The sequence below is a fragment of the Flavobacterium sp. MMS24-S5 genome (assembly GCF_050320125.1).
GTDB lineage: Bacteria > Bacteroidota > Bacteroidia > Flavobacteriales > Flavobacteriaceae > Flavobacterium > Flavobacterium tyrosinilyticum.
Genome location: NZ_CP190016.1, coordinates 5,143,010 through 5,162,776, shown reverse-complemented (window position 1 = coordinate 5,162,776; position 19,767 = coordinate 5,143,010). Strand labels below are relative to the sequence as shown.

At 32.4% G+C, this 19,767-nt stretch carries 23 protein-coding genes; 19 read left to right on the top strand and 4 right to left on the bottom strand.

All coding sequences use genetic code 11. The features are described from left to right. Window positions 1-94: 94 nt before the first annotated feature. The 3 genes from ACPWTF_RS23745 to ACPWTF_RS23735 form a co-directional block, all read right to left on the bottom strand. Window positions 95-508, bottom strand: coding sequence for a cupin domain-containing protein (locus ACPWTF_RS23745; protein WP_427873553.1), 414 nt, complete (start codon window positions 506-508; stop codon window positions 95-97). 436 nt (window positions 509-944) lie between these two features. After that, entirely contained in the window at window positions 945-2,114 is a 1,170-nt protein-coding gene (locus ACPWTF_RS23740) for a hypothetical protein (protein ID WP_427873551.1), read from the bottom strand. Continuing rightward, a complete protein-coding gene (locus ACPWTF_RS23735; RefSeq protein ID WP_427873550.1) occupies window positions 2,026-3,480 on the bottom strand; it encodes a hypothetical protein in 1,455 nt (484 codons plus the stop codon). The genes ACPWTF_RS23740 and ACPWTF_RS23735 overlap by 89 nt, the downstream gene beginning before the upstream one ends. A 517-nt stretch (window positions 3,481-3,997) precedes the next feature. Here ACPWTF_RS23735 and ACPWTF_RS23730 point away from each other — a divergent pair. Both ACPWTF_RS23730 and ACPWTF_RS23725 read left to right on the top strand, forming a co-directional pair. After that, window positions 3,998-4,414: an OsmC family protein gene (locus ACPWTF_RS23730; RefSeq protein WP_095929114.1), complete on the top strand. Its 417-nt coding sequence runs from the start codon at window positions 3,998-4,000 to the stop codon at window positions 4,412-4,414. 103 nt (window positions 4,415-4,517) lie between these two features. Continuing rightward, the gene (locus ACPWTF_RS23725) at window positions 4,518-5,279 is read left to right on the top strand and encodes an alpha/beta hydrolase (protein WP_427873547.1); all 762 of its coding nucleotides are present in this window, start codon (window positions 4,518-4,520) and stop codon (window positions 5,277-5,279) included. Window positions 5,280-5,549: 270 nt separating this feature from the next. Here ACPWTF_RS23725 and ACPWTF_RS23720 read toward each other — a convergent pair whose 3' ends face one another. Continuing rightward, window positions 5,550-6,518 (bottom strand): LysR substrate-binding domain-containing protein, encoded by a 969-nt coding sequence (locus ACPWTF_RS23720; protein ID WP_427873546.1) that lies wholly within the window; start codon window positions 6,516-6,518, stop codon window positions 5,550-5,552. Window positions 6,519-7,002: 484 nt separating this feature from the next. Between ACPWTF_RS23720 and ACPWTF_RS23715 the strand changes: the two genes are divergently transcribed. The 17 genes from ACPWTF_RS23715 (at window position 7,003) to ACPWTF_RS23635 (ending at window position 19,740) form a co-directional block, all read left to right on the top strand. Beyond that, window positions 7,003-8,808, top strand: coding sequence for a type VI secretion system Vgr family protein (locus ACPWTF_RS23715; protein ID WP_427873545.1), 1,806 nt, complete (start codon window positions 7,003-7,005; stop codon window positions 8,806-8,808). 7 nt (window positions 8,809-8,815) lie between these two features. Beyond that, on the top strand, window positions 8,816-8,989 hold the full coding sequence (locus tag ACPWTF_RS23710) for a hypothetical protein (RefSeq protein ID WP_172426872.1): 174 nt from the start codon (window positions 8,816-8,818) through the stop codon (window positions 8,987-8,989). After that, window positions 8,979-10,277 carry a hypothetical protein gene (locus ACPWTF_RS23705; protein WP_427873543.1) on the top strand — a complete coding sequence of 433 codons (1,299 nt, stop codon included), beginning with the start codon at window positions 8,979-8,981 and terminating at the stop codon, window positions 10,275-10,277. The genes ACPWTF_RS23710 and ACPWTF_RS23705 overlap by 11 nt, the downstream gene beginning before the upstream one ends. Continuing rightward, entirely contained in the window at window positions 10,262-10,879 is a 618-nt protein-coding gene (locus tag ACPWTF_RS23700; RefSeq protein WP_427873541.1) for a hypothetical protein, read from the top strand. The genes ACPWTF_RS23705 and ACPWTF_RS23700 overlap by 16 nt, the downstream gene beginning before the upstream one ends. Window positions 10,880-10,894: 15 nt before the next feature. Then, the gene (locus ACPWTF_RS23695) at window positions 10,895-11,143 is read left to right on the top strand and encodes a hypothetical protein (RefSeq protein WP_427873540.1); all 249 of its coding nucleotides are present in this window, start codon (window positions 10,895-10,897) and stop codon (window positions 11,141-11,143) included. A gap of 47 nt (window positions 11,144-11,190) precedes the next feature. Then, the gene (locus ACPWTF_RS23690) at window positions 11,191-11,400 is read left to right on the top strand and encodes a hypothetical protein (RefSeq protein WP_427873538.1); all 210 of its coding nucleotides are present in this window, start codon (window positions 11,191-11,193) and stop codon (window positions 11,398-11,400) included. A 313-nt stretch (window positions 11,401-11,713) separates the two neighbouring features. Continuing rightward, a complete protein-coding gene (locus ACPWTF_RS23685) occupies window positions 11,714-12,385 on the top strand; it encodes a hypothetical protein (RefSeq protein WP_427873536.1) in 672 nt (223 codons plus the stop codon). 265 nt (window positions 12,386-12,650) lie between these two features. Continuing rightward, window positions 12,651-13,130, top strand: coding sequence for a hypothetical protein (locus ACPWTF_RS23680; RefSeq protein ID WP_427873534.1), 480 nt, complete (start codon window positions 12,651-12,653; stop codon window positions 13,128-13,130). Between the two features lie 620 nt (window positions 13,131-13,750). Then, a complete protein-coding gene (locus ACPWTF_RS23675) occupies window positions 13,751-14,029 on the top strand; it encodes a hypothetical protein (protein WP_427873533.1) in 279 nt (92 codons plus the stop codon). Continuing rightward, the gene (locus ACPWTF_RS23670) at window positions 14,013-14,735 is read left to right on the top strand and encodes a DUF2931 family protein (RefSeq protein WP_427873531.1); all 723 of its coding nucleotides are present in this window, start codon (window positions 14,013-14,015) and stop codon (window positions 14,733-14,735) included. The genes ACPWTF_RS23675 and ACPWTF_RS23670 overlap by 17 nt, the downstream gene beginning before the upstream one ends. Further along, window positions 14,624-15,181 carry a hypothetical protein gene (locus tag ACPWTF_RS23665; protein WP_427873529.1) on the top strand — a complete coding sequence of 186 codons (558 nt, stop codon included), beginning with the start codon at window positions 14,624-14,626 and terminating at the stop codon, window positions 15,179-15,181. Before ACPWTF_RS23670 ends, ACPWTF_RS23665 begins: the two co-directional genes overlap by 112 nt. Then, window positions 15,166-15,966, top strand: coding sequence for a hypothetical protein (locus tag ACPWTF_RS23660; protein ID WP_427873527.1), 801 nt, complete (start codon window positions 15,166-15,168; stop codon window positions 15,964-15,966). Before ACPWTF_RS23665 ends, ACPWTF_RS23660 begins: the two co-directional genes overlap by 16 nt. Window positions 15,967-16,191: 225 nt before the next feature. After that, window positions 16,192-17,145, top strand: a complete 954-nt coding sequence (locus ACPWTF_RS23655; protein WP_427873525.1) for a hypothetical protein — start codon at window positions 16,192-16,194, stop codon at window positions 17,143-17,145. Between the two features lie 83 nt (window positions 17,146-17,228). Next, window positions 17,229-17,900, top strand: a complete 672-nt coding sequence (locus ACPWTF_RS23650; protein ID WP_427873523.1) for a hypothetical protein — start codon at window positions 17,229-17,231, stop codon at window positions 17,898-17,900. Between the two features lie 42 nt (window positions 17,901-17,942). Beyond that, entirely contained in the window at window positions 17,943-18,464 is a 522-nt protein-coding gene (locus ACPWTF_RS23645) for a hypothetical protein (protein WP_427873522.1), read from the top strand. Window positions 18,465-18,859: 395 nt separating this feature from the next. Continuing rightward, window positions 18,860-19,093 carry a hypothetical protein gene (locus ACPWTF_RS23640; protein WP_095931884.1) on the top strand — a complete coding sequence of 78 codons (234 nt, stop codon included), beginning with the start codon at window positions 18,860-18,862 and terminating at the stop codon, window positions 19,091-19,093. A 164-nt stretch (window positions 19,094-19,257) separates the two neighbouring features. Next, window positions 19,258-19,740, top strand: a complete 483-nt coding sequence (locus ACPWTF_RS23635) for a hypothetical protein (RefSeq protein WP_427873520.1) — start codon at window positions 19,258-19,260, stop codon at window positions 19,738-19,740. Window positions 19,741-19,767 lie beyond the last annotated feature (27 nt).

The following is a 19,767-nucleotide window of genomic DNA, read 5'->3' as shown; positions in this document are numbered from 1 at the left end:
TGTGGCTAAAATTTCAATACAAAGCTTTGCGAACTTTGCGTATTGCAGCAGAAAGCAAGAGTAAAATACCTTGCGTACTTTGCGGTTAAAATTTTTAGTTTTTCATTACAAGTATCGGTTTCCCTTTTTCCACAATATAAGTCGCGAGTTCTGATGCTTTTACATTTGTATTATTTTTAGCCGAATGCGCCACGCCCGCTGGAATAAAAAGTACTTCGCCTGCTTTTAGTGTCACTGGCTTTTCTCCTTCAATCTGATACTCCAGCGAACCTTCAACCACATAAATCACTTCTTCGCCCGGATGAGAATGTTTCCCAAAAGCCGAATGTCCGTCAAAATCGATTCGTGCCTGAACCATTTCGCGTCCCGGAACGCTTAGATCGTGTTTTTGCAAATCAACGCGTTTAACTCCTGTCTGCGCCGCAATCTGATTCGGAACTAAAAAGGCAATGATTCCTAAAACAATAATTGCGATTATAACCCATGTTTTTTGTTTTTCCGTTTCCATAACTTCTGATTTTAAATTATTTGTTTTCGTTAATTTCTTAGTCAAAAGTATTTCGATAACCCTTCATACGAAATCAGAAAATAGTTGAAACGGACAAACTCAAAGGTGAAATGGACAGGCCGTGAGTTGTGAATTTTGAGAGGTAAAATGTTTGAGAGTTTAACCGCAAAGGACGCAAGGATTTACGCAAGGTTCGCGAAGTTTTTAATCTCGCAAAGACGCGAAGTCGCAAAGTTTTATTCTCACAGCTTTGTGTTCTCAATACTTATAATAAGTTTGACTCTAAAAATATCTTTGTGTGCTTTGCGTAAACCTTTGCGCTCTTTGCGGTTAAATAAACAGCATGTAAAGCCTTTGTGGCAAAATGAGCAAAAAAAAATCAGGATTAGCATTTTACCGCCATCCTGATTTTCTGAATTAAATTTAACCTTCACTTTTATCTTCTGCCTCTAAAGCCGCCTCCGCCTCTGAAACCGCCACCGCCGAAACCTCCACCATTAAAATGGCCTCCATCTCTTTGGATATTTTGGAAATTACGCGTTTGCATTTCTCCGCGATCTCTAGAAAGAGCCGAGCGATTTAGATCGTTTGTAACATCTGGATGTCCAGCTTCTCCAAGCGGTTTATTTGGCTGTCCGAGGGTTTGATCTGCTTTAGGGAAATTATCGCGTTGCATTCCATCTCCTATTCGGGTTTCGCCTCCTAGGTTTTGACCCGCTTTTGGCAAATTATCGCGCTGAACTCTCTCTCCTGCTCCATTTGCACCAAGTCCTTCATTAGGTCTGTCACGCTGAATTCTCTCTCCCGCTCCATTTGCACCAAGTCCCTGATTCGGCTTATTACGCTGAATCGCATCGCCCGCTTTTTTGGACGAACCCAAAGTTCCTGCTTGCGTCCAGCCACCATTTCCATTATTGTAATGACTCCAGTTTCCGTTGGCATCTCTTTTATAAACATGTCCATCGTGACCAGCGTACACATTATTATTGGTATGAATCGTAGTTCCTCCGCCTCTTCTATGCGTAATTACACCTTTATTTCCGCCCGAAGTTTCATAACCAATTGCCGTTCCTCGTCGCGTTGTAATATGACCTGTCTGCGCCCACTGATTCCCGTTTGTAGCAGCCGAATGTCCCCATTGTGCATACGCGTTATGTCCTTGGTTGGTTCTCGCATAATTTCCCGTCCACGGATTATAAGTACTTGCAGCAGTGCGCCCGCCATACCAACCCTGAACACTTGCAGAACGACCGTATCTTCCCGTTGCAGGATTATACCAAGCCGAAGTTCCAGCTGCTCCATAAGGTCCGTAAACGCGTCTTCCAGCTGCATAACCACCCGTCCACGGATTATAAACCGCTCCTCCTCCATACGCATATGGCCACGGACGATAAATTGGATACAGTCCGCCGTAATACATATAAGGCGGATAATACCATCCTGTGCCATAAGTCAATATCGCGCCAAATGTAGCACCAATAATAAAAGCGCCTAAATAACCTGCCGTTGCACTGCTTTCAACCGTTGTATCGGTTGTAGTTTGCGTTACATACGTTACATTGTATACTGGCGAACTTGGCGGAATCGTATAAATTTCTTTGGGCACAGAATCGCATGTTTTCCAAGGTGCCGTTCGGATTTGTTGACATAAACCAAACCGCCTGAAAACACAAATAATACAAATCGCCCACTTTTATAATCTTCTCTTGCGTATTGCTTGCATATTGCATTTTGGTTCCTTCGATTGGTTTAAATTGAGGTGTTCCACCATCATACGATACTTTTACTTTCGCTTCAGCATCCGATTTCTTCAAAATAGCTGTTGTCGGAACTTGTGATAACATTACAGCATCATTTGCTTCCTGCGTTCCTGGCACCGATGACAATACATTGGCACGCGGAGAATCTTTAGGAATTTTAGCAAAATCGGCAGGAAGACTATTACTAGCATAGCTCCACGGTCCAGTTAATTCTTTAGACTTAAACCATCTTCCTGACAATAATACATAATACTGACCTTTGTTTTCATCGGCAAAAATATCATTCTCGGTATTGTCAATGTACAGCAATTTCGTCCCTGGAATTTTAACGAATTTCGGACTTCCGTTTATCGCAATCAATTCAGCAGGTTTATTACTGTAGAAAACTTCAGGAGCTGCTCCAGAAGACGGGGGCGGAATCATTTTATTAACATCATCAAAATTCTGTCCCGAAGGTAGATTGCTTAAACCCGAAGGCAATTTGTCTGTTTTAGTCCATTTTCCCGCAATATTTTTCGAAGTCAGCCAAATGTTCTCTACCAATAGATAATAATCTTTTGTGGTTTTATCAAAAAACAAATCCCAATTGGTATTTACCACATACTGAATATCCGATTTTTCTACAGGCACCAAAACCGGTTCGCCTTGCACAATAAGCAAAATCGACGGATTCGTACTGTAAAAAATGGCTGGAGGATCATTTTTAGCCGTAATTCCCTTTGGCGGACTTTTGGTATGACTTAAATCTGCCAAAATACGATCTACCGAAATAGGATCTCCGCTCTGAGGCAACGTTTCTTTAAACAGCTTTTCCATTTCAGGAACTTTCTTTTCGTCCAGAGCTGGAAACCGGATATCGGTTACCTGAAGATTTTTAATAAAAGCACTTCGGTTGTCTTTGTCTACCAATGTTTCTGCCTTCAAAGAAGCCACACCCAAAACCTGTTTTCCATCTTTTGGAGTCAGCGAAAAAGCTACTCTCGCTGTAAGTTCCTTAAAATCTTTCCAGTCGTCTACCTGAGGCTGATAATAAACCAGTTTTGTACCCTTATTCTCCGCTTCACGAGGCCAACCACGATCTGCAATTAATGTAGAGTCGGCAGTATCAGTCTTTTCCGCTTCTGTACTTACTTGCTCTTTATCCTTATCTTTTTTGCAGGAGAACAAAATTGAACTCAAACAAACTCCAATTATTAGAAAAGCATTTCTCATAAATTTAAAAGTTAGATTATTCATTGAAAATTTATTTTCTCGATCGTCTTATAAAATTCTTTCGTATAAAATTAAATTCACCACATAAATAAAACTACAAATCGGCCGCTTACTTTGTTTCACATTATAATTTGAAACCAAATAAGTGCCTAAATACCCCTTCTTTTCTTGAACCAAGATTTTAATCTGCTCCAATAAATGAACTAAAATGAAGCATTGATATTGATTAGGAGCTATTTCCCGCTATCCGTTACAATCTTTTGTGCTGAACCCCAGCACAAAAGGATTTTCACTTCTATCAGGGCTAGGGCACTCATTTCCAAAAGGAAGTTTTGCAGAAAATTATTATTTAAAGTCTTTTGTGTTCTAACCTCAATCTAATCAGTAGTTATAAAATATTTTTATAACCACTAAAAATTATTAATTTGATTAATAAATACCTTCCCTATACCTTTGTCTCATCAAAATCAAAGAAATGATTTGAACATCTTAAAAAATAACTTAAAAAATAGAAATCATGAAATTTACAAGAAGAGCAAACGCAAACTGGAAAGGTACAGGAATGGAAGGAAAAGGAACAATCAGTACACAAAGCACAACTTTAGATAATGCCCAATTATCATTCAAAACTCGTTTTGAGCAAGGTGTTGGAACCAATCCTGAAGAATTAATCGCAGCGGCACATTCTGGGTGTTTTACTATGCAGTTAAGCTTTTTATTATCTGAAGCAGGTTTCGTTCCTGAAGATTTAGATACAACAGCTAAAGTAACTTTTGAAGACGGAACTATCACCTTAATTCAGTTAGAATTGACTGGAAAAGTTCCCGGAATTTCTGCAGAAGAGTTTCAGCAAACCGCGCAAAAAGCAAAAGAAATTTGTCCAATTTCTAAATTGCTGAATACTGAGATTACTTTATCAATCACTTTACTTTAAATAAATCCCAATACAAAAATCCCAAATTCCAAGTCTGAATGGAAAATTGGAATTTGGAATTTTTAAAATTGAAATTTCTATTCAAATTTAAAATCTAAATAAAATGAAAACAATATTTAAAAGCTTTTTAGCATTCGCAATACTAATTTTTAGTTTAGCATTCACAAGCGTAAATGCACAAACTAATCCTAAAATTAAAAATGTCGTATTGGTTCATGGTGCATTTGCAGATGGCTCAGGATGGCAAGGTTTATACAAAGTTTTGACTAAAAAAGGCTATAATGTAACCATCGTTCAGAATCCGTTGAGTTCTTTAGAAGATGATGTTAAAGCCACAAATTTAACTTTAGACAAACAAGACGGAACCACTATTTTAGTTGGACATTCTTGGGGAGGAACAGTAATTACAGAAGCTGGAAATCATCCTAAAGTAGCAGCTTTGGTTTATGTAGCGGCTTTACAGCCTGATAATGGCGAAAATTCTGTCCAATGGTTGCAAACTGCTCCTCCAGCTCCAGAAAATGGTGTATTGCCTCCAGACGAAAAAGGAATTGCGTATTATGACAAAGCTAAATTTCACGTTGGTTTTGCGGGAGACTTGAGCAAGGAACAAGCCGATTTTATGTATGCTTCGCAAGGTGCTTTTCATGCGCAAGGTTTTTTAACTCCGATAACTAAAGCCGCTTGGAGAACTAAACCTTCTTACGGAATCGTAGCGACTGAAGATAAAAGTATTGTTCCGAGTATTCAGCACGCCATGTACAAACGTTCTAACACCAAAATCACTGAAATTAAAGGTAGCCACGTGGTATTTATTTCTCAGCCAGAGAAAGTGGCGAATGTGATTATTGAAGCATCAAAATAATTGTGAATTATGAGTTATGAGTTATGAGTTATGAGTGATTAGCCGCTTAGTTTACAACGCCCAGTTTGTCATTTCGAGGAACGAGAAATCTTCGTAAGAAACTCTACAAAGATTGGCGATTTTGATTGCGGAGTTACTTGCTTGGTCTTCGACTTCGCTCAGACTAACAAAACTAAATGTAATTCTTTTTTGAATAGATTCGTAAAAAATAAAAAATCCAAATTCCAAGCTATACAGTAATTGGAATTTGGATTTTTCATTTTTGAATTTCTAACGATACTTACTAATCTCCTTAATAAAATAAGGCGAATCATTCCAGCGGATTTTTTTATAATTGAAATCTTTTTTGAGTGATTCGGGAAGACAATTCCAGATTGCTTCATTCATTTTTTCTAGTAATAATTTCTTGGAGAAGGAATCGGAAACTACTAGACTTATTTCTCTTACGGGAACAGGTTCCTTGAAAGGTTTAAAAAGTCCGCCAGATTCGTTTAAGGTGGAAAGTTTAGGAATAATTGCAAATCCTAAATGCGCTCGAACTAGATTTTTTAAGGTTTCTATCGAATTGATATCGTACGTAAATTGTTCCTTTATTTTATCCGATGTTTTTAGTCCGCAGATGTCCAATAATTGTGCGTTGTAGCAATATTCGTGATGCAATAATAACAATTCGGTTTTGTCGCCAGGCTGCATTTCGTAAAATTCATCATTCGCCATAGGATGCGTCTGATTTAAATAGGCAATAAATGGTTCTTTAAAAACAACATGTTCGATTAAATTCGGATTTCCTGTTGGCGTAGCCATAATCGCAACGTCAATTGCGCCAGTTTCTAAATCGCGCATTAAATGCCCCGTATACCCTTCTTTAATAATAAAATGCACTTTGGGCGCCACTTCTTTCATGGCCTGAATAAACAGCGGAATCAAATAAGGCGATAAAGTAGAAATAATACCAAGTTTCAACTCTCCTTCCAATAGATTTTTTTCGTTGATTACAAAATCACGAATTTCATCGACTTCACGAAGTATCTTTTTGGCTTTATTAATAATTTCAATTCCTAAAACGGTTGGTGTCAACGGCACTTTATTTCGATCAAAAATCTTAATTCCGATTTCTTCTTCCAGATTTTTTAACTGAATGGTAAGTCCAGGCTGCGTTACCATACAAACTTCGGCAGCTCTTGCAAAATGCCGTTCTTCGTCTAAAGCGACTATATATTTTAACTGCTGAATGGTCATGTCTTCTAGTTTCTAAGATACTGAGATGCTAAGGTACTGAGTTGCTCTTTTTTATTGTTAGTTTTTTAAGAAAACTTTGCTTTTGTTTTTATTTAGCGATTCTTAAAATACCCTATTCTATTATTTTTTTGTCTTTTAGAGGTAGTCACTATTATTTCTCCCTGTCTATATTTACCATAATACCGCACTAAAAATACTGCGCATATACCAGCAGTAAATCCAACTACATTTTAGAAATCCCACTATTCTCCTCTATATCAAAATAAAGGATCGCAAAACTATTGCATCAAATTAACCTTAAAGCAAACAGCATGAGCTTTCTAGCAAACTACAAATCAACGAAGAAGAATGTAACAGCATGAGCAAATTCTAATGCTCTTATCCATAGAACTGACAGCCAAAGAATCGGTTTTTGGCAATGCCAAGTTCTTTAAAAAATAGATTTCAATTTAACCAATCACTACCCTATTTAAATTTATAAAAAATGTCAAAATTCTCCGAACAGGTACATATTACCATAGAAGGCTTTACCCAAAATGTTATCTACTACAATCTTGAGCTCTCTCAAAAAATGGCAGACCACCATCATTTTTCTTTCTTTTGGCAATACACAGGAAAACCTATTATTGCCCCGCAGGATCAGGAAAAAGCCTTTAGCAACTATATTGGCAGCGAGGTCATTTTTACCTTTAAAGTAAAAGGCATCCGATTAATGTCTAAAGGAAGAATTACAAAACTAGGCTCTATAGATCTGCACGGAAGCCCCGCCGGACTGCATGTAACGGGAACAAGCCATACCATTGCTCTGGATGATATGCCAAAATCCAGAATCTTTCGCGAGAAAAGCCTTCAGCAGATTGGGCTCGAAATTTTTGCAGAAGAAAGTTCGGGAGAATTTTATCAGAGAGAAGCCATTGTGCCTACTTATACAAAAGAATTCAGTTTTAAAATCCAGTATAACGAAACAAGCTTTGATTTCCTTAAACGCCTTTCTGCACGCTATGCCCAATGGTTTTATTTTGATGGAATGCGCATGCAGTTTGGCCAGATTAAAAACACCGACATAAAACTCATAAACGAATCGTCTCTGCATAACTTTAGCATCGAGGCCAATCTGGTTTCGCACAAAACTTCGTTCAGCAGCTATGACTACAATAGCGCTTCCCCCATAAAAAATGGTGCAGAAAAAACCTCAGAAGGAAGCCGAGATCGTTTTGCATCGCTTGCCGTCTTTAAACAGCCTTACATTGTAAGACCCGGACTCGAAAACGGCGCGTATACCAGCAACGCTCAAAATAAAGAAGAAATTGATGAAATGGTGAAAATGCAGACTGCAGGGCGCGATGCCAACAGCATATTCTACAGCGGCACCTCTTATCTGCCTATAGGTTTGGGACAGACTTTTTCTATTGAAAACAAAAATGTAGAGCACCATTTATTGGCAGTTGAAATTGTACACCGCTCTGAAGTAAACGGAAATTACACCTGCCAGTTCAAAGCAATTCCAGCCGATGTGGCAGCGCCACACTACACAGACGTAACGGCATTTGCTCCCGCCGAAAGCCAGCCCGCAATAGTAATTGACAATAATGACCCTGAAAAGATGGGACGCATAAAAGTGGAATTCTTCTGGAATGGCTGGTCAAGCAAAAGCGACTGGATGCGTGTGGTTCAGCCTTACTCTGGTTCTGGAAAAGGGCTTTATTTCAGACCCGAAATTGGCGAAGAAGTTCAGGTGAGTTTTGAAGGCGGCAATGCGGAACGCCCGTATGTTTCTGGCACCTATTATAACGGAAAAGAAATGCCCGATTTTTTTGACGACAAAAACCGAATTAAAGGCTGGAAACTCCCTTTTGGACAGCTTTTCAAGTTTATTGAAAAAGTAGGTATCTGGCTTTCTGACCCAAGCGGGAATGAAATTCAGCTAGATGAAGAAGGCAAAAATATTAATATGACCTCTCCTGAAACAGTTACCATACGCGCTAAAAATATTGTTTTTGAGGCTTCTGAAAGTATTACACTGAAAGCAGGATATGACATTGATAATAATGCAGATAATAATATAACACAAATCGCAGGAAATAACATTACTATAAACGCTAGCGGAAATCTTTTCGAAAAATCTGATGACCGAACAGAAATTGCAGATGATAACTATTTGAGAGAAGTAGGCGGAACTGCAGGAGAAATAGCCGGAAAAATAAATATTAGTACAACTCAAGACGATATTAATATTCATAGTGCAAAAAATATAAATGGACATTCAGCAGAAAATTCAAGCTTTAACTAAAAAGATTATGGCAATACTAAAACAAGCAAAAAATATTATAATAAAAGCGCAGTCAGACAGTAACATTATCGTGAATAAAACTATATCAAAAAATGCATCAAAAATAGTTTTAAAAACCACTCTTGGAGACGTACAACTGATTGCATCAAAACGACTAAAAACAAACAGCAATGGCGATTAATTTTTATGATTATGTAAGCAGTTACGACTTTGTGCCTTTTGCAGAGTTACAAAGCAATGATGATTTTAAAGTAATTTCTTCAAACCAATCAAGTTTAATATCTACCGCAATAAAAGAAGTTTACAAAAAGAAATCTGAGGTTACAATTGAATTTAAACCTGAAACAATCAAAAAAGAAAAAACGATTTTAAAGTTTAAACTCCAGAAGGCGCATCAGTATGCAAGTGATCCCGACGGTTACTTACGGTACAAATTGACAGCCGTAAACGGTCAGGCTTTTGTTTCGAACCACAATAAAAAAGAAGTTGAACACGATTTAGGCGTAAAAAGATACGACGACATTGTTGAGATTGTATTTAGTAAAAACTTAATGCAATCTGTAAAATACATTGATTTCTATTATAAAGACAACTCTGATGCATGGCTTGATCTTAAAGGTAATTTGCCCGATAGCTGGGAACATTGTGGAAGGATTACGATTGGAGCAAGTTCTACTTGCTATTGTAATCGAGATTTTACAGAAGAAGATATAATTGGAATTATATATAATCTAAGAACCAATCAAAAGATGGAAAAAAGAAAGGAAGCATTTTTTGATGCTGGATTGGAATTTATTTCTATTATTAGAATTATTGAAGGGAAAATAGATGAAGAAAAAAACAGAAACAAAATTAAAGCATTTACAGTTGAGTTGAATAAAATGTTTGAAAAATTTAAAATAACTTCATGCAAACGAAAAATTCATTTCCTTGGTCAAATGTATTTAGAGACAATTTACTTTAGATATACATACGAAAGTAGATCTGTAGTCCCTAGCAATTATAGAGGAGGTGTAGCTTTTCAAGGAAGAGGCATGAAACAGATTACTCATGACTCTAATTATTTGAAATATTATGATTATATAAATGAAAGCAATTATTATCAAATATACGAAAAGTATAGTTCCAAAGATTCTAATGGTAATATAAATGAAAGTGTAGAATACTGTATAAAAAATAATTTAGATGTAAGAAATAAAGGTCTAGATGAGGCTTTTTATGAAAAATTAAAAATATTTGCTAAAAAATTATCTGAAGATTTATTTCATGCATTTAATTCAGCTGGCTGGTATTCTACAATTTTTCAAAAGAAAACTTTGGCAGCTATGGATAAGGGATTTTCTGATGAAATAATCAAAGAAGTTACAAAAGCAATTAATGGCGGAGATAATGGATTGAAAGAAAGGATTAATTTTACTATATGGACAAAAAACTTTTTAAACTATGATAAGAAATGTATAAACAAGTAGTGTGTTGTTTTCTAAGCTTTTTTACTATTCAGCTTTATTCACAAAGTCAATACAAAATTCCCGTCTATGAAAACAAAAAAAAAATAGGAAACATTAATGAGATAACAAGTAGAGAATGTGATAATTGCTATTCTATATATAGATATAAGATCTTTGATCAAAATGTTACAATAAAGATTCCTGTTGAAATAAATGGAATACAAAATGGTAAAACAGAACAAAACTATTTAAAAAGTATTTGTACTATAGAAACAATAAGAAAAAATAAAAACACTGTAATAATTAAATTTAACAGTATATATAATGGTAATAGTTATTGGCTCTTTGTTTCTAAAATCAACGGACAATTATATATAACAAAAAAATTCAAATATTCTAATAATGTATATAACAAAAAAATAGGTAAAGATGATATAGAGTCTTTTCCCTCTACATTGATTTGTAGTCAATCGCTAAAATCCATAATAAAAACAGAAATTAGTTTTTCCAATCTTTTTGAAAAGGAAGACATAAAGAATATATGTTTTGATTGCCCAATAAATTACACAATAAATGAATGTCTAAAAATTCAACAAAAAAAACAAAAATTTGTTTGGAAATAGGTATACACTGATTTAATGCAATCTGTAAAATATATTGATTTCTATTATAAAGACAACTCTGATGCATGGCTTGATCTTAAAGGTAATTTGCCCGATAGCTGGGAACATTGTGGCAGGGTTACAATTGGGGCAAGTTCTACCTGTTATTGTAATCGGGATTTTAAAGAGGCGGAAGTAAAAAAAATTGTAAAAGAATTAAAAGAAAATACATTTTATACAGCTAAAGATCCTGAAACAAAAAAAACAAAGAATTTCCAATTATAAATTTGCCATATCATGGAATAGACAAATTATTTCACTTTGAAAATAACATGCCTAAAGATCATAAATCTTATACAGCTTTGACAAAAGCTTTAAATGACACATTAAGAAAATTTGAAATAAATAGTTGTTTAAGAAAAATACATTTTATTGCACAGATATATTGGGAAACAGGATACTTTTCAGCTACAACTGAAAAAAATGCTGAAAATCAACCTTATTATCCATATGTCGGAAGAGGTTTTATGCAACTCACATGAACTAAAAAAGGTGAACCTGGATTAGAAGATAGTAGAACGTATAACGCAACTGCATATCTTGGGTACAAAAAGTACTCTGGATTAGATGTTATAAAAAATTTAAATCTAATTTCAAATTCAATTTATTATTCAGCAGATTCAGGTGGTTGGTTCTGGAAATATGGAAAAGTTTTAGAAGATGGATTTATCTTAGACATAAATACAATAGCAGATATGGATAATTTAAATAGAGTATCTGTACTTGTTAACGGTGGAATTAATGGAAGAGATGAAAGAATTAAAGCATATAACCTTTTAAAAAAAATAATGTCATATGAAAAATGCTTTCAAAATAAAAAATAAGTTTTTTTATATCACTATAGTGACTTTGATGATATTAAGTTGCAACAGAAATAAAGAAAAAAACATTGTATTAAATCCTGGTGAAAAGGTAGTAGATACCACAAAAGGTGTTTATATAAAATATCCACTTATAGAATGTGTTGATTATTTAGAAGAAAAAAATGAAGATAAAATAATACAAACTATTTTAGAAAAAAGAATAACAAAGGATTCAATTAATTATTACTTAAAAGTACGTAGCTATAAAAAAAAATGGAGTTCTTGGAATCAAAAATTAATCATTTGTAGATATGTTCAAGATTATGAGCCAATTTTAGATAGTAAATTAGATGTTGAAATTGAAAAAAAATTCTTCAAAACGCCGAAAAATACGTTTGTTGTGAAATTTGAATATGGTACAAGTCATGTTACTTGGAATTACATGTTTCAAATAGATGATTTCAATAAAAAATTATGTTTGAAAGATATATTTTTCATCGAGAAATATAAAAATATGGAGCCAATTCTACAAGATACACTTGCTTATATTGCAAAAATAAAAATTGACAAAGAGATGAATCATCTTTCTACACAAAAAATAGATTCATTATTTAATTATCTTGATAAAGTTAAGGATAAAGAAGAAAAATGGATTGTTAAATAATTATTTTCTAGAAATATTAATAGTAACCGATAGCGCGGATTTGCAATCCATGCCCTCAAAGATTGGTTTGCTTCTCTATTTTAAATACCAAACAAAAGCTGTATGATTCTTTATAGCTTCTTTCTTGATAATTTTTGTAGTGTCTTATTGTTGCGCGCACGGATTGCAAATCCGCGCTATCGGGTAATCGATATCTAAAAAAAGTGATATCATCTTCACATTTTATGAATAATTATAATGGTTACATTAAAGCAAAATAATGGAAATGAAAAATAAAATATATTTTACTACTTGTTTAATTTTTGTAATTGGATTGTATGCTTATTTAAGGGTGCGTAAACAAGACAACATAAAAGCTGAAATTTACACCAAGTGTACGAACGATACTATTGTTAATTTAAGAAATGGCAATCTATCACTACATTTTAACAATATCTACGAAAAAATTGCTAAAAATAAAATGATAATACAGATAATACGAAAAGGTAAAGTTTTTAAAAAGTTAAATCACATAAAAAAAAACGATAATATTGAAATAGAGCTAAAAAAGTATCAACTATATACAACTGATAGCTTAAAAATAACTTTTGACAATAACAAATCTATCTATATTCACGGATTCGAAAACGAGATAGAATACGCATATGGAGAACAACACATTATAGGTTGTTTTTTACTTTATTACAATGTAGATAATCATGTAAAACAAACTATTCATGACGGATTCAAAATTGATATTTTATAATATTAGATGCGTCTTAAGTATAATCAAGATACTTAAGAAAAACAATAAAGTCAAATCATTTTATGAATAATTATAATGGATATATTAAAGCTAAATAAAATGAAGAAAATTATATTGTTTTTTTTTTACTAACATTTTCATTTTTCGATTTTTTTATTTTACTGCTGATGATTATAGTAATCACAATAAATGTGAAAATAGCAATTTTGTAGGTTCTAGCAATATTATTATTAAATTTTCAGACACTCAAATAAATGAAAATCTTAAAATACTAATCACACAAAAAGGAGGTTCAAAAAAACGATTAGATACCATAAAATAGATACGTTGTCCAAAAACAACTTATCGTATTATTTGGACGATAGAATATTAAAAACAGATACATTATTAATTAAACTGAGAGACAAGACAGTAAAAATTTATGATTTTAGAGGCGAAGGCTCAAGACAAAAATACGGCAAGAACAAAGGTATATTTTTCTGCTATAATTACATGAAAATAAACAATATAGAATATTGTTTAGAATCTGACACAATTTATTTAACCTCTCGCGACTTATTATCTAGGTAATTTTAAGCTTGAAATTTTATAAATAACCCGAAACAGAATCATTTGATATATTGCGAAAGTATTTAGAAATTATGCGTGCCGCTTCAAAAGAAGAAAACAAAGACAAAAATTCAACCTACGAGATAGATTACGAGATCTACAAACACATACACCACAATTACGTTCATTTATCAGCGCATTATGGCGGTTTTGAAAATGATTTTTTAACAGTGCAAACAGGAGATCATCATCTTTTGGCAAATTATGTTTTTATCAATGAACCTGTTGAACCAATTATAAAAGAGGATAAAGTAATTTATAAGCGAGAAATATATGTACCCAAAAGTTAGATTTTTTTTATGCTGTTTTTTAATTATCGGTTTACTTGCAAGTTGTCAGCCTAAAGGTACATTTGACTGGAATGCTGCTTGGTCAGCACCAAAATACTTTGCTTGTTCTCCTACTGTAGAATATTTTTATCAAGGAAAAAGCATTGCAGGCGTATCTGCAAATATTGGTAACGATCCTGGTTGGGGCATTACCAGTGGAGGGTATGTTGGCGGCGAAAAATATAAGCCTGTTCCCGATAGTATTGCTGTAAATTGGCTATGTGAGGCTGATAGATATTATTATCAAGCTAGTTTTAGATTACCACGAGAAAAAATGCTCGAATTGTTTCAAAAAAAGGTAATAGATTCTTATGGTGTTAAACAAGAATACAGTCTGATTGTAGCAGGAATGGCTCCCGGAGGAAATGTCACTATTTGGATGCAGGGAGGAACTTGCAATACAGAAATATGCAAATTTAAAACTATGAATAAAGAGATATGGAGGGAAAATGACATTGATTATAATAAGTTTGAGTATAAAGCCCGTCATTCCGAAACATATATAAACAGTGAGATGAATATTTTTCGCTATTTGCATGGCATTCCGTATTCTGTTTGGGAAAAGGAGAAAAAGAATATGATTATGATATTGGGTTCACAACTGAAGAAGAAGACAAAAAAGATTATAGCATTGCTATTGCAGGCTATACCAAAGACGGCAGCATAATTTACTCAAATGAAGATCCGATTCCATACATAAAATGGAATGAGAATGTCAAGCTAAAAGTTACAAAAGGGAAAAAGCTTCCTGTGCAATTTTGGATGAGATGGCATTCAAGAGATGGCAACGAATGGTATGAATCACAAATTGTTTTACCTATTAATTTAGATAAACAACTATTAAAATTTCAAGAACAATATGGGAAAGATGTATTTCTTGCTGTAGGAATGGATAAAGTTTCGAAAAATAAACCATACACATTTGGAAAGATATGGCTTGAAAATTCAAAAGAAAAAATTGAAATAATGAAATTTAGAGCATCTAAATTCAATTTAGAAAAAAATGATTTTGAAATATCACAATACTCGCTTCCAAAAGATTTTGTATTCCCTAAATGGCAAGGCAGAGAACCTATTGTGTTTCCAGAATTAAATTATTGGCAGGAAAAATAAAAGAAACTAAAAAATTAAATATGATCACATTAAATAATAACAAGAAATCACTAAAGGCAAAAGTATTTTCAATTTTACTCTGTCACATTGTCCTTAACTTTGCATACTCACAAAAGGGTTATACCAATTTTGAAAATTTGAACAAAAAAGTAAATGTAAAAGAATTTTTTCTTGCAAATTTTGTGGATAAAGATTCTACCCAATATTTATTGCCCAATGAGAACAATATTTATAAAACGATAAATGCGAAAGAAGCATTTTCCAAATATTATGAAACACGATATGTTTCTATGAAAAACATATATGCTAACGAGTTAAACAATCAAATTAATTATACAGATGATGCGGAAAAAATAATTGGAAAAGTATTTTCTCTCAACAGATATACAGAAGATGACACATCATATTTCTATAAAAATTTAAGATTTAATCATTTTCAAATGATGTCAGATACTAATAACCTACTATTAGCTGTTATTTGCTATAATTCAAAAGAAAAAGAAACCAGTTATGAAAAATTGTTATCAGAACTTAAACTAAAATTTCATTTTAATGTAAAAGAAGACAACAGAAAAATAAGTACCATTTTTCAATTAAAAAACTATAAACTAATAATAAATAAAATAAAAACATCTTATTACAGTGAAAGTGAACCGATAGTACAAACATTAGATATGGAAACACCTCACAACATTGAAAAAACAATAAATCTAGAAGCAATAATGCAGTTCGATACGTTAAATAATGACCAACAAAAATGGATTAATAATTTGCAAGAATATTAAAAAATCTTCCTAGCGTTTCGCTCGAACTAATGACCAACTTCACTACAAAAAAATACCACTACTTCCTAGAGCAATCATTTTCCCCTGCCGGCGCGAGTGTCCCGCTCGTGAACACAAAGAATGACACAATTAAAGACAAATCTTGCAAATGCACGAGCGAGACGCTCGCGCTAGCAGGGGCGTAGCTGGGTATAGCATTTTTTGGAAAAAGATAAAAATTTAATTATGAAAAAGATTTCAAGGACTTACTTTATATCATTCATATTATTAACGTCTAATATGAATGTTTTGGCACAATCATCAAAATTTTACACTACAGTCTATATTCTTAACAAAATTATTGATGAGGGTGAATATGTAAATGATGAAAGAATCAATAAAAAGCAAGAAATCAATACAAATCATTTAATTTATACATGTAACTTTAAAAAAGATACAATAGTTTATTATAAATTTTCTGGATCCGAAATAAACACAAAAAAGACGCCTTCTATATGCACACTCATAAAAAGAAGTGATACTTTATTTTTGAGTTTTAAAAGAAATAGTTACGTAAATAAAATTAGGGTAAATTTTAATACTCAGGAAAAATCAATATCAATAAATGATAAAGATATTTTTTATCTGAATGGAGTTTATTACAAATATCTTTACAAAAGTGTTAATCAAAGCCTTAATATTAAGGATATTGTAGACCTTCTGGAAGATTTTTTAGAGGATTATAACCTTGAAGATTTAAAGTTCATATCCTCAAATGAAAAATATAAGCATAGAGATTTTAAGTTGATCAAAGCTTATATGGAATCCTACAGATCACAAGCGACAGATTATTTAGACAAATGGAATATAAAATTTTCATACAACAAGAAAGGTGCCCTAAATTACGTATTAAAAAAATCAGCCGAAGATGATCAATCTTTAGAAAAAAAATTAATTATTTCAAAAGATAAAACTTTTAAATATCGTATTTGCAGAAATAGCGAAAGTAGATTAATTGTAAATAGTGAAGAGTCTTTTAATACAAGTAAAAATAGTTACAATTCAAAGATTTCAGCTTTCCAAGTCGGGTTAGGAAAAGAAACAAAATATGAGATTAAAAGAACTGCTTATAAAGTGTTTAATTCTAAACAATTATTTTTAAATGAAAAAGAAATATTTAAGATTATTAATAGGGGGTAATGTTTAACCGCTTACAAACGAATCCTTTAGTGTGGAGCTATTTTTAGTCAAGTATCATTTTCTTTTTAAAATTTTAAATAATTATGAAGTATAATTTATATCTCCTTTTATTATCAATTATTCTTTCTTCATGCAACAATAAAATTGAAAAAAATGTGATTTTAAATTCACATGATTTATCAAGAGACACTTTATTTAGACCAAAAAATAATTTGTTAGAAAAAAAATGTTTGGATCAAATTAAGGGTTACAAAAACAGATATGGAATTATATTCTCAAATTATTATACAGACCAACCTATTCCTTTTGATTTTGACAACAATAAAACAATAGATACAATTGTTGTTTTAAAACCTTATTATGAAAGTAGTAATGACGATTGTTTTCCTAATAATTCAGAGTTTGATTTTCCGATACTTTTGATAAGCAAAACCATAAATAAAAAAAGTACAATTTTCAAAATCTACAAAAACGTTTTAGAATGTAATACTCCTGCTTATTACGAAAAAATAAAAATAAATAAAAGTGGTTTTATTGTATTTAAAGAGCTTACAGGAAATAGTGGTTTTTATACAAAAACATATATTTCATTCAAGGCTAATGAATTTTATGTGGATAGCATAAATGTTGAGTCGTGGGGTCAGAAACAATATAGAAAAACATTAAAATATGCTGACACAAGCTTTTCTCTTTCTAATTTCAAAAGAACAGATATTGACTCAATAAGAACCTTATTAGATAAAAATAATCCATAAACAAACACATTTCAGTTTTAAAAATAGCTCAACAGGTAAATTATGAGAATTACCACGTTTTTTTTCTGTCTTTTTCTTAATAAATTAATTGCACAAAAGAATACTCCTGACTTTATTCAAAAGGAAATAAAATCATGCAGAATAGCAATTAATGATTCTTTAAGTGTTTATAAAATTCACGAGAATCTGTTTAACAATGAAATTACTTTTTTTCTAAAAACTGAAAATGTAATTACCTCAGAATGCAATAAAAATTCGCTAACAAAAAAGCTAATTGAAAAACTAAATTTTTCACAAAATCCAATAATAGAGATAAATAATTATGACATTAAAAATATTGTTATCAAAGATTTTACAAATCTCATTCCTATTAAGATCGTCGCATTAAAAAGATTAAATTATACAAGTATAATAATCGAAATAAATAGTTTTTCATATTCGACAATAGGCAATGGATATATCTATATATGCTTCAAAATTGATCAGAAAGGAAAAGTAATTGAGAAAAAAGTACTTGAATCAAAACTGTCTTTAAAAACAAATAAGTGTAAGAAAATTTTCTAAGTCACAATTCTGCAGACAAAAAAAATACCGATAGCGCGGATTTGCAATCCATGCCCTCAAAGATCGGTTTGGTTCTCTATTTTAAATACAAAATAAAAGCTGTATGATTCTTTGTAGTTTCTGCCTTGATAATTTGTGTCGTTTCTTATTGTTACGGACACGGATTGAAAATCTTCGCTATCGGAAAAATAAAAACTTAAGAATTATACTACTTTTTATACTATTAAACCAACTTCTTTTTTAATATATTTGCGATTCCTAAATTACAGAATTATGATACTTAAAAAACTTCTTGCCCATGTGGTATGGTGGCGGCATTGGAAACAACCGTAACGCTTCTGTAAGCGTAGGACACCTTAGCTACATGGGTTTTATATTTCCTAAATTACAGAGTTATGAGTACCAAAACCCTTTCAAAAGAAGCCGAAATCGGTCTAATGAATTTCTTCAACGACAGAATTGACCCACTCGATATGGCGAGAGCCATAAGACAGGTAAATCTAACCCTCGCATTGGGCGTTCTAAACGATCAAGAAAACATTCAGTTAAACGCTGCCAAACTTGGAGACAGCTTCTATTGGCTCAATGAACTAGCCGAAATTTTAGATCCTTATCTGGATTTGGAGTAAAGGTTTATTTCTTTTTTGAAAAAATTAAAACCCTTGGTCTTTATAAGATTGAGGGTTTTGTTTTTTATTAAACTTTGATCTCGCTTTAATAAATTATGTTTTTACCTAAACAAATAAGAAAAAATATTCTTAACATTACCAAATACAAACTAAAAACTTTATCTATGGAATATATCATTGAGCATTATACTTTAAATCTAATTGACCAAGAAGATAACAGCTGTAGAACAGAGCTTTCCCCTACAAAAGGTCAAGCATTATTGCAAGAAAGAAGAAAGCTTTATATAATTCATTATAAAGGTGAAATTCTATATGTGGGAGAAGCTAACCACTCAATTAAAACTAGATTTCAAAGAGGGAGCACTTCTTTTAATTATTTCATAAGGAAAGGTAAAGCTAGAGGTGGTTATAAAGGATATAAATGGCTAAATAAAGAATACAATGTTTCCAGAAATTTATCAGTTTGTGTAGCGATTTTCAATGAGAAGTATGATCATAATCGAAGTTTTATAGAAGCGATAGAAGGCGAATTAGTCTATTTAGTTAGGAAAAAGCTTGATTATTGGCCTAAATTCCAACATGAAATTCATTTTAGCAATTATGATGGAGCTACAGAAATCGCAGAACAAATATTACTTAATATATGATTAGATTCTAAAAAAACTACATAAACA